Annotated in this window: 14 protein-coding genes and 1 pseudogene; 5 read left to right on the forward strand and 10 right to left on the reverse strand. The window is 45.1% G+C overall.

Translation table 11 applies throughout. The annotated features are described in order from the left end of the window. Position 1 precedes the first annotated feature (1 nt). Positions 2-592, forward strand: a complete 591-nt coding sequence (gene folE, locus NBH07_RS19425) for a GTP cyclohydrolase I FolE (RefSeq protein WP_005860986.1) — start codon at positions 2-4, stop codon at positions 590-592. 4 nt (positions 593-596) lie between these two features. On the opposite strand, the gene NBH07_RS19430 is transcribed toward folE, so the two are convergent. The 3 genes and pseudogenes from NBH07_RS19430 to NBH07_RS22695 all read right to left on the reverse strand — a co-directional run. Then, a complete protein-coding gene (locus tag NBH07_RS19430; RefSeq protein WP_005860988.1) occupies positions 597-869 on the reverse strand; it encodes a type II toxin-antitoxin system RelE/ParE family toxin in 273 nt (90 codons plus the stop codon). A gap of 3 nt (positions 870-872) precedes the next feature. Then, complete coding sequence (locus NBH07_RS19435; RefSeq protein WP_005860990.1) at positions 873-1070, reverse strand: hypothetical protein; 198 nt, start codon at positions 1068-1070, stop codon at positions 873-875. 59 nt (positions 1071-1129) lie between these two features. Next, positions 1130-1300: pseudogene (locus NBH07_RS22695) on the reverse strand (hypothetical protein); the annotation flags it as partial. 602 nt (positions 1301-1902) lie between these two features. Between NBH07_RS22695 and NBH07_RS19440 the strand changes: the two are divergent. The 3 genes from NBH07_RS19440 to NBH07_RS19450 are packed head-to-tail and all read left to right on the forward strand — an operon-like array spanning position 1903 to position 5833. Continuing rightward, positions 1903-4062 (forward strand): outer membrane beta-barrel protein, encoded by a 2160-nt coding sequence (locus NBH07_RS19440; protein ID WP_156682781.1) that lies wholly within the window; start codon positions 1903-1905, stop codon positions 4060-4062. A gap of 20 nt (positions 4063-4082) precedes the next feature. Next, a complete protein-coding gene (locus tag NBH07_RS19445; protein WP_039848968.1) occupies positions 4083-5141 on the forward strand; it encodes a sensor histidine kinase in 1059 nt (352 codons plus the stop codon). Beyond that, positions 5138-5833, forward strand: coding sequence for a LytR/AlgR family response regulator transcription factor (locus NBH07_RS19450; protein WP_009018417.1), 696 nt, complete (start codon positions 5138-5140; stop codon positions 5831-5833). The genes NBH07_RS19445 and NBH07_RS19450 overlap by 4 nt, the downstream gene beginning before the upstream one ends. Positions 5834-5898: 65 nt before the next feature. Here the strand turns inward: NBH07_RS19450 and NBH07_RS19455 are convergent, their stop codons facing one another. From NBH07_RS19455 to NBH07_RS19480, 6 genes are all read right to left on the reverse strand, one after another. Next, entirely contained in the window at positions 5899-7092 is a 1194-nt protein-coding gene (locus NBH07_RS19455; RefSeq protein ID WP_008780628.1) for an esterase, read from the reverse strand. Positions 7093-7157: 65 nt separating this feature from the next. After that, positions 7158-8366, reverse strand: a complete 1209-nt coding sequence (locus NBH07_RS19460; RefSeq protein ID WP_156682780.1) for a hypothetical protein — start codon at positions 8364-8366, stop codon at positions 7158-7160. A 63-nt stretch (positions 8367-8429) separates the two neighbouring features. Next, positions 8430-10283 carry a DUF349 domain-containing protein gene (locus NBH07_RS19465; RefSeq protein ID WP_156682779.1) on the reverse strand — a complete coding sequence of 618 codons (1854 nt, stop codon included), beginning with the start codon at positions 10281-10283 and terminating at the stop codon, positions 8430-8432. Positions 10284-10500: 217 nt separating this feature from the next. Continuing rightward, a complete protein-coding gene (locus tag NBH07_RS19470; RefSeq protein WP_005861009.1) occupies positions 10501-11736 on the reverse strand; it encodes a sodium ion-translocating decarboxylase subunit beta in 1236 nt (411 codons plus the stop codon). Further along, a complete protein-coding gene (locus NBH07_RS19475) occupies positions 11736-13661 on the reverse strand; it encodes a biotin/lipoyl-containing protein (protein ID WP_008773958.1) in 1926 nt (641 codons plus the stop codon). Before NBH07_RS19475 ends, NBH07_RS19470 begins: the two co-directional genes overlap by 1 nt. Before the next feature lie 18 nt (positions 13662-13679). Then, positions 13680-13976 (reverse strand): OadG family protein, encoded by a 297-nt coding sequence (locus NBH07_RS19480; protein ID WP_008778485.1) that lies wholly within the window; start codon positions 13974-13976, stop codon positions 13680-13682. 333 nt (positions 13977-14309) lie between these two features. On the opposite strand from NBH07_RS19480, the gene NBH07_RS19485 reads away from it, so the two are divergent. Beyond that, entirely contained in the window at positions 14310-15275 is a 966-nt protein-coding gene (locus tag NBH07_RS19485; protein WP_008773956.1) for a tetratricopeptide repeat protein, read from the forward strand. A gap of 21 nt (positions 15276-15296) precedes the next feature. Here NBH07_RS19485 and NBH07_RS19490 read toward each other — a convergent pair whose 3' ends face one another. After that, positions 15297-16217 carry an Rpn family recombination-promoting nuclease/putative transposase gene (locus NBH07_RS19490; protein ID WP_039848966.1) on the reverse strand — a complete coding sequence of 307 codons (921 nt, stop codon included), beginning with the start codon at positions 16215-16217 and terminating at the stop codon, positions 15297-15299. Between the last annotated feature and the right edge of the window lie 573 nt (positions 16218-16790).

Raw genomic sequence — 16790 nt, forward strand, 5'->3', positions numbered from 1 at the left:
AATGTCAGAAGTAAACGAAGAGACGCTACGTGCCCGGGAAGCTTTGGCCGGCCATTATAAGGAAGTATTGGGTTTGCTGGGTGAGGACGTGGAGCGTGAGGGTCTGCTTAAAACGCCGGAACGTGTAGCGAAAGCGATGCAGTTTTTAACCAAGGGATACCATGAGGATCCGGAGGCGGTACTCCGTTCCGCCATGTTTCAGGAAGAGGATTACAAACAGATGGTTATCGTGAAAGATATCGATTTCTTCTCCCTTTGTGAGCATCATATGTTGCCTTTCTTTGGCAAGGCCCACGTGGCTTATATCCCCAAGAAATATATTACGGGCTTAAGCAAGATCCCTAGGGTAGTGGATATCTTCGCCCGCCGCCTCCAGATACAGGAGCGTATGACGATGCAGATCAAGGATTGCATCCAGAGGACCTTGGACCCGTTGGGCGTGATGGTCGTGATCGAGGCGCAGCATATGTGTATGCAGATGCGTGGCGTGGAGAAACAAAATTCCTTGACGACTACCTCTGATTTCACAGGCTTTTTCCAACAAGCTAAGACGCGCGAGGAGTTTATGAATCTGATCAAGCATAACCGCTGATGACTTAATACAAGTCGGCATGCGTACCAGTATCGGTCATGATCAAGACCAGTTCGGTATCGTTTTGTTGCCATATTAAGAGCCAGTCGCTTTTAATATGGCATTCCCATAGGCCCTCAAATTTACCGCTTAGTTTATGGGGGCGATATTGGTTGGGGAGCGTACCGGTTTCTTGAAGAATATCGATAACCCTTTGAAGTAGATGAAGTTCTAATCCCCTTTTCTTACACGTTTTAAGATCTTTCTTAAAATTCGTGGTGTATTCCAATCGGTACATGGGTCAACCAAGGATTTGTTGAAACATATCTTCTGCGTTTTTCGCTTTGTGTGTTCTTCCGGCCTTGATATCCTCCAGTCCCTTCTCTATACCGGACTTCTTCCTGCCGATATTCCAACCGAATTTCTTGGCCAGTTCTTTGAGCAAGGCCATGTCTACCTCCGGTAAGGTAATTTCTACTTTCTTGACTGTCACTTCCATATCTTGGGTTGTTTATAGATTGTATGTGACAAAAATACGTTTTTTTATTGAATTGATAATCATCTTTGAGAGATTTCGAGAAAGACGATCGAAGGATATGACAATTTGTTAGGATTGACAATTTGTAATCGGAAGTCCCGGAGAATCGATTTTTCCGGGCTAAGGTACGTCTTGTGCTTGAATTTGAAAAAATAAATCAGCAATCGGTTCATTGATAGAGCAATGCTGAAAAATGGCCTTTTGTTCTAGCGAAAATAATTCATCGTAATTCATATCCGATGGAGCAAAAGGAGGGAAAAACGGTGTTACGATAGGGCTATAAGGAGGTAAGAATGCCCATTCACGACTACTTACAACCCTATTTGCGACTGCTTATAATGCCCAATGGCACTACTGGCGTTGCTTAACGCGACCGTATGTGTAGGCTTTTGTCGCCTAATGTGTATCGAAAACGGTCTTTTTCATTGGAAAAGCACTGTTTATTGTTATCTCCCCTCCTCTATCTTGTGATTCCTGTGGAAATGAGAGGTCATGGAAAAGCTCTAATACTACTCAAAAAGACAGAAAAGCCTCTTCGTGGATGACTTTATGGAAATGAGAATTTTGCTTGATCAACAACTAGAAAAAGCGTTTAGAAGTGAATAACTAATCACTTCTAAAGCCGTTAGTTATTCACTGGGTATACTCGTTAGTTATTCACTCGACAAGCCGCAAGTTATTCACTTCAGAAGGCAAAAGTAGGAGATTTTACCTTTCATCCCCCGGATACTTCCGTTGGTCACAATAATTTGATTGGATACTCCTGCTGATGTGGTTTTGAAATAAAAATGACATGAGCAGGAATTTTTTTATAGTAGTTCTATTGACAATTGGTTCTTTTAGCGGTTGGGGACAGGTCGATACGATAGCGGACCAGAAGCTACAGGAGGTGGTGATAATGGCTAAGCTCCCTACGGTAGAGATGAAACCGGGGAAGATGACTTATAGGCTGGATGCCTCTATCACCCAAAGCCAAGGGAATGTCTACGACGTGTTGACCAGTTTGCCGGGAGTCGTGATACAAAATGATGGCACTATTTTCTTGAATGGTCAAAACGGTGCGAATATCTTGATGGATAGTAAGCCGACCTATTTATCGGGGCAAGATCTTGTCAATCTCTTAAAATCGACTCCTGCCTCCATTACGGATAAAATCGATTTGATTACGCAGCCATCGGCACGTTACGACGCTAGTGGAAACTCCGGTATTATCGATATACGTACGAAGAAGATATTGCGAAGGGGAATGAACCTTTCGGTAAATGGTAGTTATGACCAAGGTAAATATGGGGAGGGTTTCGCTTCTACTACCTTGAATCTGCGGACGAATAAGTTCAACTTCTATCTCTCTTATTCCTATTCCCGGAAGAATGATTACGATGATTTGTATGTGGAGAGAAGCTATCTGGAAGGTTGGCGGCCGGAAGGGGAGACCGGGCAGATGACGCAATCTTCCTATCGAATTTGGAAGAATACATCAAACTATTATCGTTTCGGGATCGATTATCAAATGTCGGATAAGACTACGATCGGGTTTTCGACGGATGGTAATCTGGCGGGTAGCAAGGTTGAGGGAGATATGAGCTCATCCATTCCTAAGCGATCTCCGCAAGCCGGAGATTCGCTTCGCACCTTGAACGATCAGAATCGTTCACAGGATAATTTTACGGCTGTTTTAAGTTTAACACATACCTTTAACTCTGATGGTGGGGTCTTGGATGCCTCTATGGATTACTTGCGTTATCGATACGAGGAAGACCAATATTTGAATAGCCAAGATACCTTGTTTGGGGATATGGATGGAGGAATCCATTTATACTCCGGACAAGCGAATCTGGTGTGGCCTTTCTCGAAATCCTTCACGTTCCATGCGGGTGCTAAGACCTCTTTCGTCTCTATTGATAATAACGCTGATTATAATCGGCTACAAGGTGATTCTTGGCAACCGGACCATGACTTGAGTTGTGATTTTCAGTATGACGAGAATATAAACGCGGGCTATGTACAGCTTGACGCCAAATTCTCTTCTGTAAGTCTGGAGGCAGGTCTTCGTCTGGAAAATACCCGCATAGAGGGCGAACAATCGGGTAACGCTTATCAAAGAGACTCCTCGTTTACCAATCATTATACGCACTTGTTCCCAACGCTTTCTGTTCAGTATGCCTTGAGGAATGGGAATAGTCTGTCGCTTACTTATGGCAAACGGATTGTCCGTCCGAATTACCGGGACCTGAATCCGTTTGTATATATCCACGATGAGTATACGTATGATAAAGGTAACACCTTATTACGCCCGGAATTATCCGATAATCTGGAACTGGCCTATATACATGGCGATTTATTCCGGGTGGGGCTTGCTTTTAATTATACGAAGGATGTAATTATCAAGAGCTATTTGGATCAAGGGAACTATGTTGTTTATGTCTCACCGGAAAATCTCTCTTCCCGCATCAGCGTAGGTCCTCGGCTCAGTACTTCCCAGTTACCGCTAACCTCATTTTGGAACGTGAACGTCAGCGCATCCTGGATCTATAACCGGTATCGTTTGCCGGAGAATTATCAAGTAAAGGTGAATAAGATATGGACACCGAATATCGGGATCTCGAATCAGTTTAACTTTGCCCGGACTTGGAGCGCTGAACTTATCGGTTTCTATAATGGGAAAATGGCGGCGGGACAAGCTACGATCTATCCGTTATGGCAAATAAATGCCGGTATCCAGAAGAAGATATGGAAAGGCCGGGGAACGATCCAGTTATTCGCACGGGATATTTTCCATTCGAATGTATCGAGAATGAGTGTGATGATTCCTACCCAACATGCCTTTATAAAAGAACGGATGAACCGGACGGTAGTCGGTATCTCTTTGACCTATCGTATAAATCGTGGTTTGGAGGTGAAAGAATCTCACCGGAATCATAGGGTAGATGAAAGTAAAAGAATAAATTTGTGAAACCTCTAGACAAATGGTTTATGAAAAAGATATATAAGTGGGTATATGCCATGATTTTTGCGGTCTCTTTGTATTCTTGTATCCGCTGGGTAACGGATTATACGAAAGAAGGACACTATTGGACACAGTCCTTGGGGAATAGTATCTTAGAAATCGTGATCCTTGCTTTTGTCTCTTATTTGTTTTTTATTTATTTCAGATGGCAGATCGAGAAGAGCCGAAGAGCGAAAGAACCGAATAGGTGGAAATTTGTTTGGAGATCGTATGGAATGCCTTTCTTATTTATTATATTGGGTGTGAATGCTACGTTGGCAATAACCCGTATATTTACCGGTGATGCTTTCCATATGGACGATATAATAATCGCGAACGTGATAGGGTGTTTGTTTGCGTTTATGGTCTATAATGTTCAGCGAGCTCAAGTATTGGATAAAGATTACGCCGAGCAGCGTATCCAACTGGAAAAGATCAAGAATGATCAATTACAGACGGAATTGAAGTTCTTGAAATCCCAATATCATCCTCACTTCTTGTTTAATGCGCTTAATACCGTTTATTTCCAGATTGATGAAAGTAACAAGGCGCCTCGTCGCACGTTAGAGATGATATCCGAACTCTTGCGTTACCAACTGTATGGCGGTAATCAGAAGGTCAGTATCCTACAAGAAATTGATTATTTGAAAACTTATATAGCTTTGCGTAAGCTTCGTATGAGTGAACGCCTGCGGTTGCGTGTAGAGTTTCCGCCCGAATTGAATGAACTGGAGATTTATCCGTTGCTCTTCCTGCCGTTGGTAGAGAACGCCTTTAAATACGTAGGTGGCGATTATCAATTGGATATTATCATGAAATGGGAAAATAACCGGATCAGTTTGTTTATACGAAACTCCATCCCCGAGCTTTCAGCGGAGGACGAAGCGTTGCGTAAATCGGTGGATGAACGGCAACGTAAAGGCATCGGTCTGGTAAATTTACGCCGCCGATTATCTTTATTGTATCCCAATAAGCACCGTTTGGAAACCCGGAAAGAAGAGACTGAGTTCGTAGCGGAATTAATGATTGAAATAGAAGATATATGACAATAACCTGCGTGATAACAGATGATGAGCCGATGGCCCGTAAAGGATTGCAATCGTATGTGGAGCGAGTGGATTTTCTCTCCTTGACCGGTGTATGTGAGGACGCTATCCAATTAAATACCCTGTTGAAAACTCAGCAGCCGGATTTACTTTTGTTAGATATCGAGATGCCTTATCTTTCCGGTTTGGATTTATTGGCGACCTTAAACCAGCCTCCCAAAGTGATCGTTACTTCCGCTTATGAGCAATATGCCTTGAAAGGGTATGAGCTGGATGTCGTGGATTATTTGCTGAAGCCTATTTCCTTTGAGCGTTTCTTAAAAGGCGTGAATAAGGTGCACGACCTCTTGGTTCGGGAGAATACGCCGGATGCGGATGCCTCGTTCTTCGTGAAAAGCGAGAAGCAAATGCGTAAGATCTACCTAAGAGATATCTTATTTGTAGAGGCGTTGGAAAATTATGTTAGTATCTATACTACTTCCGGTAGAGTATTGACCCATTCAACCTTGAAGCGGATCGGGGAATCCCTACCCGATGATCAATTTCTCCAAACGCATAAATCGTATATAATTAATGCGGATCGTGTCGATCTGGTAGAAGGGAATAGATTATGTATCGAATCCTATCAAATCCCGATCGCCCGTAATCTCAGAGATATTGTATTTAAGCGTATCCTTAAGAATACGTTGTAATTATATGACTGTAGCTAGGTCATAGAGACGCGGCACATGCCGCGTCTCTACAACTGGGTATTTTGCTATTTGAATAACATTGGGGCGAATTTTGTGAGGTAGATGCGCCAGTTTTTCCAGATATGGCCGCCGTCGCTCTCGTAGTATTCGTATTTGTAGCCGTTATCGTCTAGTTTCTTACGATAGTCTACGTTGTTTTTGTATAGGAAGTCGGTTTTACCGATAGCGATCCAGTATAATTTCGGGTGCTTGCCGAATTGTACTTTCAGCTTCTCATCCATATTCTGGTAGATGGGAGATTCGGAGCCTTCGCGGGGGAGGATAGCGGCAGAGAATAATCCCACGTAATCGAACATATCCGGATATTGCTTAGATATATGCAAAGAATGGAAACCGCCCATGGAAAGTCCGGCTATCGCACGGCTGGATTTCTTTTTTTCCACACGGTAATTGCTCTCGATAAACTTAATGACATCCGGGAAGCTGCTTTCCATGCTACCCTCCATGGTTTTAGGTAGTTGCATATTCGGCTTAACTAAACCTAGGCTGGATTCTCCCGGAGCGGCCTCTTGATCCGCGTTTCCGTTTGTCATAACCACGATCATCGGTTTTGCCTTACCTTGGGCGATCAAATTGTCTAAGATCTGGGCCGTACGTCCTAAGGCGATCCAAGCTTCCTCGTCGCCACCCATGCCGTGTAAGAGGTAGAATACCGGATATTTTTTGCCACTTGTCTCATAGCCAGCCGGCGTATAAACGGTAATACGGCGGGTCTTTCCCAATGTCGGGCTCTCATACCAACGGCGAGCGACCGTTCCGTGAGGAACATCATTAACGCTGTATAAATCGCCCTGTCCACCCTTGATGATAAAGATATTCGTAACGGATGCCACGTCACGGTTCAGATAGACATTATTAGGATCTGTAGTCTTTAATCCATCGACAATAAAGGAATAGCTATATAATTCGGAGGGAAGAGGTTCCGGTGTGGTATATTCCCAAACGCCTTCTTTACCTTCCTTTAAATCAACGGTACCGGGTACATCCACTAAACCGAACTGAGTCTCCATCTTCTGTGTGGGAAGGAAATCTCCTGTTACCTGCACCTTGATCGCTTTGGGTGCCATGAACCGGAAGGTTACGGTGTTATCCGGATGAATCTCCGGAGAGATGATGTTCTGACTACCCCAAAGGGCTTGTTGGGCGAACGTGATCACGCTGATCAGCATGAATACGGCCAAGATTGATAATCTTTTCATAATGATAAATTTATTAATGGTATTACTAGAGTCTAAAGATTTTTACAAATGTAATGAATAATCTGTTACATGAGCAATAAATAGGCTCGATAATGTGTCTCTTTTGTGACAGGACATAATGAGAGGTAGCCTTCTTGAATCCTTCCATTCGCGAGGCGAAGCGGATAGGTCTCAGACATGAGGCGGTGTTTCTCGAGAGCTTCTCCGGCTTCCTTCTCGTAAGAAACCCGGTAATCGCCAACAGCCCTAGGCGCTACATAATGCTGGAATAGACGTAAAGCGACCATTCCCATCGTGTACCGCATATTGATCTCAATGCAGGGATGAATAGCGAAAGATCCATCCTTTTGTCTATAGACCAGCATATCCACACCTATACAGCCCGCGTAAGTAGATCCGTACACTTCTTGTAATACAGAGCGTACCGCCTCTTGGATGCGGGAATAGGTTTCTTCGCCCGTGAATCGGGTGATGCGAGAGAGCATGGTGGATTGTTCCTCTAGGATGTTGCCTGTATAGGAGCCTCGCTCCTCGGTATTGAAAACGGATAATCCCTCGTAACGGACAGTACCTTGCCCGTCGGAATAAAATTCCATGGCGAAATCCTGTACTTTGTCTAATCCGCTTTCGATGCTGATCATTCCTTGTTTGTTGAATGCGCCCTCTATCCAGTTCTTCGTTTTTGTATCCGGTTTTCGTTTCTCTACCCATAGCAATCCCCGTCCGGAAGAGGAATAGGGTGTTTTTAATACGAAGGGAGCGTTGCATAAGATCATGTATCTCTCCACCTCCCGGATTTTCGTGCAGAAACGAGGCGCTACCGGAATAGGGAGATCGGGTAGGAGGGCCTGTATCTTTTCCAGACATTCCGCCGCCGTTTGCCTACCGGTAAGGCGAAAATAATCCTCTTTCCAAGTCGGGACGGATAGCCGGACTTTTGCCTTGTCCCTCAACTGCTCGAATAAATGAAGACTATGCGGGGAAAGTCCCCACGGGGCCGCGTCCATAGGAGAGAGGTAGGGAGCGTTTTTCACCAGCATCGCTTTTGTTACAGGTATAGGAGCCGGGTGTAGGTCTTTGGGCAAATGGGCGAAAAACGGAGGGGTTGCCTTACTATCTTCCAGATAGACAAAATCATCCTCTTCCGCATACCAAACCGGCAGCAGCGCCAAGTCTTTTTGCATTTTACGGACATTTGTCGGTGCCGTGTAGTTCTGTGTCCCTAAAAGTACGGCCGTCTCGTGGCCGGGATTGAAATAATGTATCCGTGACATAAAAGCGTAAAAACAACAAAGCCGTCTTTTTAAAGGACGGCTTTGCTCGGGTTTATGAGATTGTTATTCCAGATTCTCGTCGATGGCATCGATCTTCTTGACTGTTAAAGCCATATCCTCTTTCAGTTTTTCGATCTTGCGTTCCATTTCTTTCAGTAAACCGCCGCCGCCCTTGGAGGAAATGCTTAGGAAGCCGATGTTGTTCTCGTAAGTCTGAAGCTCGTTCTTCATGCGCTCGTACATACGCATCAACTTATCACGCTCGCTGAACAAACGGCCTTTACCTCTTTCGCCGCTGGTCATCTCGTTTAGGTTGTTGCGGAACGACTGCATCTTGCGATCGTTCTGGTCTACCTTCAAGCGATCGAATTGTTGGTCAACCGCCTCGTGATATTCCTTGTAGATCTTATCTTTCTCCTTGAACGGTACGAAACCGATCGTGTTCCATTCCGCCATATAAGACTTCAAGGTCGTGATAGCCTCATCATGTCCAAGGCTCTCGTCCATGCCCTTAATCTTAGCGATCAACTCTTTCTTAGCGGCCAAGTTGGTCTGCTCTATGCTCTTTTGGGATACAACGTTCTTATTCTTTTGCTCGAAGAAATAATCACAAGCCGAGATAAAACGTTTCCAGACAGCGTCGGAATGCTTACGGGCTACCGGTCCGATCGTCTTCCATTCTTTCTGCAAAGCGATCATCTTATCCGTCGTATCCTTCCAGTCCGTACTATCCTTCAAAGCCTCGGCTTTCTCGCATAACGCACGTTTAGCGTCGAGGTTTTTCTCCATATCGCTCTTGATCGCCTTGTAGAACTCGCTCTTCTTCTCGAAGTAGACATCGCAAGCGGCACGGAAACGTTCGAATATCTTTACGTTATATTTTTTCGGAGCGAAACCAATCGTCTTCCATTTCTCTTGCAAGCCGATTACCTCCTTATTCTTTTCTTCCCAATCCTTAAACGATTTCAACGCGCTGAAATCAATCGCCTCGATTTGCTCGCAAATCACGGTCTTCGCATCCAGATTCTCCTGCTCTTTCGCTTTCAGTTTCTCGAAGTGCTCTTGGTGACGCTTATTGATCACGGTTGAGGCAGCTTTGAAGCGAGCCCATAAGTCCTCACGTAACTCTTTCGCTACCGGCCCGATCTCACGCCATTGCTGGTGCAGCTTCTGAAGCTGGTGGAAAGCGGAGATAACATCCGACTCGTTACCTAGTTTCTCTACGGTTTCGCACAAGGCGGTCTTCAATTCCAGATTCTTCTTGAAGTCGTAATCACGGAACTGATTGTTTATCTTGATAATATCATAGAATTTCTCGGTGTAGATCTGATAGTTCTTCCAAAGCTCGTTCACGTGCTCTTGGGGAACGGCCTTCACCTCTTTCCATCTTTGTTGGATGTCCTTGAAAGAGTTGTATAATTTGTTGAAATCATCTTGGCTTTCGCAAAGCTCTTTCAACTGGTCGATCAACTGCAATTTCAAAGCGTAGTTAGCGGCCTTTACACGCTCTTCCTCGGCGAGGATAGCGGCTCTTTTCTCTTTATAAGAGGTGAGCAAATCCTTGATCTTGTTCTCGGTTTCGTCAGCGGGGGCTGTAAAATCCTTTTCTTCGCCACCATCAGCGATGAATACTTTCTTGAGCTCTTCCACCTCGTTACGACGGATCTTGTAGTAAGCCTGTTTCAAAGCCTCTACTTCTCCACGGGAAGTCTCTACGGAAGTCTCAACAAGTTCGGTTAACTTAGCGAGAATTTCTTCTTTGGTTAATTTACCTGCGGCAATAGCAGCGTCCGCCTCCGCTGTATCGTTGGCTTCAACGTCTGCGGTAGCATCGATTTCCGGCGTCTCAACCGGTTTTTTAGTTTCTTCCAATTTCCCGGCTTCTTCCGGCAAATTAGTCTCAAGAGTGTCCTTCATATACAATCGCTTTTAAGAAAAGGATAAATACATTCCTATATCAAGTCACAAATTAAACTAAATATTTTTGGATTACAGCATTTCGGGGAAATTATTTATCTAAAAAGTCATTTTGGATACTAATAGATGTTAAGGTTGGCCGATTTCTCTTGATTCCGGTTGTAGAGACGGGGCATGCCCCGTCTCTACAACGTCTACTTATACTATTTAATCTCATTTATCCCAAGAAGGAAATCAATACGCCGGCAGCTACCGCCGAGCCGATCACTCCCGAGATATTACTAGCCATGCAATATTGCAAGACATGGTTCTTCGGATCATATTGCAACGCGATCTCATTCGCCACACGAGAGGCCATGGGTACAGCACTTAAACCCGTGGCTCCGATAAGCGGATTGATTTTCTTCTTAGTGAACAAATTGAAAATCTTAACGAAGAAGATACCTCCGGCGATAGACAAGGCGAATGCCAAGAAACCGCCGATTACGATGCCGATTGTTGTCAGGTTCAAGAACGCTTCCGTGGTCATGGTCGCCCCGACGGATAATCCGAGGAAGATCGTGGCTGCGTTCATGATGCTGTTGGAAGCGGCATCGAACAGACGGAACGTATTGGTTCCGATCTCTTTTACAAGATTACCGAACATCAACATACCGATCAAAGGAACGGAGCTGGGAACAAACAAGGCGACTACGGTAGTTACCACGATCGGGAAGATAATCTTCAATACACGCAAATTTTTGATCTCCATGTTAGAAGGGTATTTCTTCTCTTGTTCCTTCATGTTGATCCGTAATTCTTTCTTAGAACACAGTAGCTTAACGACCAACGGGATGATAACCGGTACCAAAGCCATGTAAGAATAAGCGGCGATAGCGATCGGGCCTAGCAAATGCGGAGCCAATTTAATGGTCGTGAAGATAGCCGTCGGGCCATCGGCGCCACCGATAATACCTAAAGACGCTGCCTCTTTCGGTGTGAATCCCATCAAGATCGCTACCAAAAGCACCGTGAAGATTCCCAATTGGGCCGCGGCGCCGAAAATGGATAGGCGAAGGTTGCGGAGCATCGGGCCGAAGTCGGTCAACGCACCGACACCCATGAAGATAATCGGCGGCAAGAAGCCCGTCTTGATCAACATATAATAGATGAAGTTCATCAAGCCAAGCTCGTGTGCGATATCATGCAGCGGCATTTCCCAGATGTTTCTCATCACGCCGTGTACATTAATCAACCCATTCTCATCCGCTTGAATCACTCCCATATCGCCTCCGGGGAAATTGGCGAGCAATACGCCGAACGCGATAGGCACGAGCAATAGCGGCTCGTATTGTTTCTTGATACCGAGGTAGAGCAATACGAACGCTATGGCATACATGATCAAGAACTGCGGTTCAGCAATGATATTGCTGAACGCAGTCATCTCATATAAGTTTTGAAATATCTCGTTCATTATTGAATCGTCATTAATACATCATCCTCAGATACGGCATCACCGGAAGACAGGCAGATCGCCGTGATCGTTCCCCCGAACTCGGCACGTACGGCATTGTATGTTTTCATGGCCTCCACGTAGCAAAGGACATCACCTTCTTTCACTACGTCGCCCACCTTCACCGGTGTATCGGAAGCGTTTTTTACAAGGAAGAATTTACCTTCCAGCGGAGAAAGCACCTCTTTTCCAGCGCCTGCGGGAGCATTTGTTGTCTCCGGGGCTGTCGGGGCGGGAGCCGCTGTCGGTTTAACTTCCGGAGTCGCGCTGTTGGTATCACCAAAAGCGACGGTCACACGGTAAGCTTGCCCGTTTACATCTACGGTCATGACTTGCGGAGTAGTCGGCATCGTTAATGCAGCGGCAGGTGCCGGAGCCGGTGCGGCTGGAGTGGCGGGTACCGTCGGTTTACCGGCGTTCGCTTTCTCTGCCTTACGTTTTGCCACGTCTGCCTTAAACTCAACCTTGGCCTTTCCGGAGCGATATGCCTCGTATTGAGCGGGGTGCATGGCGTATTCGAAGAGCTCTTCCTCATCCTCGCCAACTTCCCATTGCTTCTCGTTCATCAACTTTCGATACTTATCCAATGCGTCCGGATAATTGTCTTGAGGATTGCCCTCGAAGAACTGGCGGCCTTCGGCCTTCGCCTTCTCGACGATCTCGGGAGCCAACGGGCCCGGAAGACGTCCGGCCTTTCCGAGGATCATATCCCAGATATCGTCGGCGATCATGCTCCAGCGGGCTTTCCCCTTCTCCATCTGCATGACGTTCATCAAAGCTAGGTTCTTCACGTATTGGCTGAATGGAGTTACCAATGGAGGATAACCGACACGTGGCCATACGTAAGCTACCTCGTCGAACAACTTGATCAATAACTGGTCTTGAGACATCAGCGGTTTGTTGTTCTTTATATTGCTCTTGTTGATCGTCTCTAGGTTCTTCTCAAGGTCCGCCATCAAGCTACCCATCATACCGCCCGGAAGTCCCGGTCCGATCAGCAAGGAATTCATCAACCGGTTCTTCGGGCTGATATACAATCCCAAGAAATCATCCATGAATTCTTGAACCAAGGCACGAACCTTCATATAAGCCTCCATATTGATCTCGGGCACCTTATAACCGGCGTCCTTCAACATCGCCTGTACGGTCAGCAAGTCCGCATGTCCTGTACCCCAAGAAAGCGGCTCCATACCTACGTCGATATAGTCGCAACCCGCGTTACAAACCTCCATGATGGAAGCTACGTTAAAGCCGGGACCGGCATGGCTATGATATTGGATCGGGATCTCTGGATATTTTTCCTTGATATTGGCTACGATACGGCCTAATGTGTACGGACGTCCGATACCGGCCATATCCTTGATACAAATCTCATCCGCTCCGAGCTCGATCAACTCGAATGCCATCTTGGTATAATACTCAACCGTATGTACCGGAGAATGCGTGATACACAAGGAGCATTGTGAGATCATACCGGCCTCTTTCGCGTATTTAATAGATGGGGCGATATTCCGTACGTCGTTCAAACCGCAGAACGTGCGGGCGATATCCGTTCCCTGCGCTTTCTTTACCTTATAAAATAGCTGACGTACATCGTCGGGTACCGGGCTCATGCGAAGGCCGTTCAACGCGCGGTCCAACATATGCGTCTGGATACCTGCCGCATGGAAAGGTTTTGTCCATTCACGGACCGCTTTATTAGGATTCTCTCCGAATAATAAGTTGACTTGTTCAAATCCTCCGCCATTCGTTTCCACCCGGGCGAAACAGCCCATCTCGATAATTGCCGGAGCGACTCTGGTTAGTTGGTCTACGGTCGGGACATACTTTCCGGCAGATTGCCACATGTCTCTGAAGACCAAACTGAATTTGATTTCTCTTTTCATGATATTAATATGTATTATTTATACTTTCTCAATTTTGATAACTTTCCCCTGTCCACGGGTCACGGCGCTGATTGCCGATACGATGGCGGCTGTCTCCTGTCCGGAAAGACTGCCGATTGCGGTGGTTTGCGTTGGAGTGGCCGTTTGTACCCGAACGGCTGCCGCTACTGGTTTCTTCGCTATGATCTCTTCCGGTGTGTATTTATTCACCAAGACGATAAGTCCTTTTCCCAGATTGATAACGATCAAAAGGATAGCAAATACGGTGGTCATTCCAACTACCATTAACAAAAGTCCTGTCTCTATATTCTCCATATTCTATATTTGTGGCTAGCTTAAAAGGTTTCTACAAAGGATTGAGCAACTTTCAGCCAAATTAAAAACAATCGCAAAATTATAAAATACTGGAAAACGATCTGTTACATTTTAATTAAAAAAATGAAAATAAATAAGCGAAACGGCCTTTTCGGTGAATGATTGTCAGCTTGAAAAAACATGTACGTGTTTTCCGAAAAACATGTACGACTTTTTCCAAAAACACGTACGTGTTTTTTCCGGCGCTTGTACGGCTGAAAATTCAAATATATTACCGTAACTTTGCGGTGGAATTCTAATAATGTAGAACTATAATAATTAAGGAATAAGACCATGGGAAATTTCTTTACATCTTTATTCTCTTCTTCCAAACCGGCCGAGGCGACGGAGGATAAGGCGAAGAACGAGCAGAAGAACTTTGATATCTTGAAATACGACGGCGTACGTGCCCAGAAGATGGGAAAACTTGTTTATGCGATCAAATGCTTTACGGAGGCACTGAATATACAGGAGGATTTTGAGACGATGAGCTATCTCGTTTCCGCTTATACGATGGCGAACGATCTAGGGAAAGCCGAGGACGTGTTGAACCGGATGGTTGAGATGGAGCCGGATCATATCGCTACCCGCTTGACTCGCGTTAACTTATTGTTTATGTTGGATAAGGATGCGGAGGTCATAACCGATTGTTTGCACGTGATCGAGCTAGAGCCTTCTAATCATGTCGCTTATTTCATGATGGCAAAAGCGAAGAAAGCGACGAATGACGTATTTGGCGCTATCGCCGACCTGACGAGATCGATCTCCTTGAAGGAGGATTTCGCCGATGCTTATTTATTGCGTGCGGAGATTCTTTTAGGACTGGGACAAGCTAAAGAGGCGCTGCCCGATGTGGAGAAAGCGATCGAGATCGTGCCGGAGGAGGAAAGTTCTTATTTATTGAGAGGACGTATTCATATGGCTTTAGGGGATATCGAGGCCGCGAATTCTGATTTCCAGCAGGTCCTAGATCTAAATCCGTTTAATGAGGACGCTTGTATCTTATCTGGTCAGTTACTGATCGAGCAAAAGAAATATGACGAGGCGATCGCTTTCTTCGACGAGGCGATCGAGACGAATCCGTCTTTTGCCAAGGCTTATAGTGAGCGTGGGCGAGCCAAGAATCTGAAAGGTGATAAGACCGGTGCGTTCGAGGACTTGAAGAAATCTTTGGAACTGAATCCAGAAAGCGAGGAGGCCCAGAAGATGAACGGACAGCATTCGAATTTCGATGATATGTATAAAGGGGGAATCTTTTGATTCCCCCTTTTTAAGTTTGCGCTAACAGTCCGCTATCTCTTCGGGAGAGAGCCCTGTGCAATTCGCTATGATCTCGATGGGAAGCCCTTGCTTTTTCAAGTTGGCGGCAATTTGACGTTTCTCTAGGTTCTGTCCTTCCGCGATACCTTCTGCTCTACCTTCCGCTTTACCCTCCGCGATACCTTCCGCTCGTCCATCCGCATGCCCTTCTATCCATCCGGTCTCGATGACGCTCTTTTGATATCGAAGGGCTTCCATGTGGGCGTAGTATTGGCCCTTCTCGGAAGGGCTGAGTTTATCGATCCGTAACTTCTCCCGTGCTTCCGGCAATCCTTTGGCGGTGGCATGTTCATCTATTTCTCCTGTTTTTAGGAAATAGATCCATTCGTCGAGGGGTGTTTTCGCCAGTTCGTCAAACTCGTTGACACGTAATACGTAATATTCAGGAAAAATATCGCCAGCTTCTTGTTTGACGAATTGTTCCCGTTGGCGGGTGGATAGTTTCAATATATCGTCAAAATGAATACCTTTGAATTGGGTCTTCCCGTGATATACGTAATCTTTTCCCTGCCCAAGATCGAAATAGATAATGTTTACGGAGTAGATTTTCTTGATAGTACCGTATTTCTCTCCCTCATGAATATACTCGGTGACTGCCTTGGATGTGCCATATAGCATACGGTGAAAATAATCTAGCTCCCGGTTGTTTTGTACCTCGATGATTACCAGCTCGCCTTTACTGTTTTCTGCCAATACGTCTACGCGGTTGAACTTGTCCTCGCTATCCTCTTTGTTACCTTCGCTTTCTAGGATGCGGACAATAATCACGTTTTCCCCGAGAAGGGTGGATAAAAGACCTTCGAGGACTACAAAATTGGACTTTTGGCGAAGTAAACGTTTGATCGCCCAATCGAAACGTACTAACGATGATTTATTTTTCATAGTTATCTTGTTTATTTGTTTATACTTCCACAAAGATAATGAATTAAACGATTATCTTTGTTCCTATTCATAAAAAAGCAACCATGACCTATAATGTTTCTCTGGCAGCATGGGTATCTCTATCGAAATGATAGGATTCTCTATCGTTTATTTCAACAAACCTTAAATTGCTAGTTTTACCCCTTAAAGTTGAAAGTTCCGCCTATTCCATTCATTAATGTATCCATTTAATTTTGTCAGTGTAAAAAGCCTAACTTACAAATTTCCGGTATCTAGTACAGATAGGACTAATACCTTTCCTTCCATTCCAAATACTTGTCAGATTGCATATTCTATCCAATTTTATTATTTTGGTAGACATTATTTTCAGATCAGCTCAATTTGCCATTCAATAATGGAGAGGATTGATCTTTCCTTATTTAGCCTATTTTCCTACGTAACTCACCGCCCTTAGTCCTATCTGAACTCAATCCATCTTAATGTCTTTTATCAAGAATAAGGAAGTTGAACGAATAAATATAAGAATATGGAAATAAAGACGATAATCTCAAGTATCTGCTTGTTACTGCTGGC

Origin of the sequence: Parabacteroides sp. B2-S-102, from assembly GCF_023656665.1 — a bacterium.
GTDB lineage: Bacteria > Bacteroidota > Bacteroidia > Bacteroidales > Tannerellaceae > Parabacteroides > Parabacteroides distasonis.